Source organism: Limnospira sp. PMC 1279.21, assembly GCF_032349615.1.
Classification (GTDB): Bacteria; Cyanobacteriota; Cyanobacteriia; order Cyanobacteriales; family Microcoleaceae; genus Limnospira; species Limnospira fusiformis.
This window is the reverse complement of sequence record NZ_JARPLU010000385.1, coordinates 1-1,439: the sequence shown is the minus strand read 5'-3', so window position 1 is coordinate 1,439 and position 1,439 is coordinate 1. Positions and strand designations below refer to the sequence as shown.

1 pseudogene is annotated in these 1,439 nt (G+C 43.4%); it reads right to left on the bottom strand.

Going from position 1 to position 1,439, the window contains the following annotated elements:
* Nucleotides 1-158: 158 nt before the first annotated feature.
* A pseudogene (locus tag P5683_RS24805) lies at nucleotides 159-1,331 on the bottom strand (group II intron reverse transcriptase); the annotation flags it as partial.
* Between the last annotated feature and the right edge of the window lie 108 nt (nucleotides 1,332-1,439).

The following is a 1,439-nucleotide window of genomic DNA, read 5'->3' as shown; positions in this document are numbered from 1 at the left end:
AGCCATGGATTCCGTTCTCAAAGCTGCGTCCTAACCACCTTGACTAATGCTATAGTTCAATTAGGGGTCGAGATAGACCTCACGGTCTACCCCTCCCATTCAGAACCGTGCATGAAAGTTTTCCCTTCACACGGCTCCTAGTTTGATTGCTTCTTTTGTTAAGAACACAGCTTTGCGTCATCTAATGCCGTCTTATTGTCGCGGGTGTGGCGGTGTAGCAGTTGAAGATTTTTGTATTCATCCTTTCCACCGTGGCTTCTAGGTACAATGTGGTCTACTTCAACTAAGTCTGATGGGGTAAAGTATTGCCCGCACCAGGTACACTTGCCTTTTTGCTTTTTGAGTAGTTTTGCTACCCTATTTGGTGTGTCAATTGCTTGTCCTTTTCGGGTTGCCCAGTAAGTCCAGTTTCCGTCATCAAGTGTTGCGTCTGGGCGTATTAGGGTGTGTCTGACAATCGGAGTCCAATTGTGTTTCCATAACTGAAATCCATCCTTGGTCTTGAATAACCAAGTTTCATACCTTTCTTTCCTATTGCTAAGTTTAACCGTTCCGTGACTGAAATAGTTTCTTAGCTTTTCATGTAGGTTTGCCCTTCCGCATCTTCAAACTTTCCATGCTCTTAACATTTCCCAGACTATATGGTCTAGTTTATTGAAGGCTTCTGTTGAAACTACCCCTGAATAGTAGTTTGACCAACCTCGTATTATTGGGTTGAGTCTGCTTATCAGGGCTGATTGAGGTGCTGTTTTATGCTTCCTGATTACACCTTTAATCACTTCTGTGTGAGCTTTAACTGCCTTATTGCTGGGTTTAATGTGGGTTTTGTGTCCGATTAATCGGCTCGCCGCTCCACCTGTTTTCCCGGATTGATATTTTCCTATAGGGTATTGCCTGATGTTGAATCCTAGAAAATCAAAGCCGGGTTCCTCTGTTTTACCTTCGTACTCAATGGGATTGAGTGTATGGCATATTCGAGTCTTTTCGGGTTTAATTTTTAGTCCTACAGGTTTTAACCATTCGGAAATAGCAGTTTTGCACTGTTCAATGATTTCTAGGTCTTTGGATATGACCACAAAATCATCGGCATATCTTATTAGGTTTACCTGGGTGGTCGTCCCTTTATTAGGATACATTTCTTTTACTATTCTTTCCATTCCATCCAGGGCGATGTTGGCCAATAGTGGACTTATCGCTCCTCCTTGAGGTGTCCCTGTTTCTGTATCCTCGAATACACCGTTATCTAGCACACCCGCTTTGAGCCATTGTTTCAAGTCTCTTTTCAGGCTGCTTGGACAATGAATTTGTGACAGTAGGTATTCATGGTTCACGGTAAGAGCATTTGGCTATATGTTAGGGGTCGAGAATGGAGTCACCACCATCTCCTCCCATTCAGAACCATACGTGAAAGTTTCCCTTCATACGGCTCCTGGTGTGGA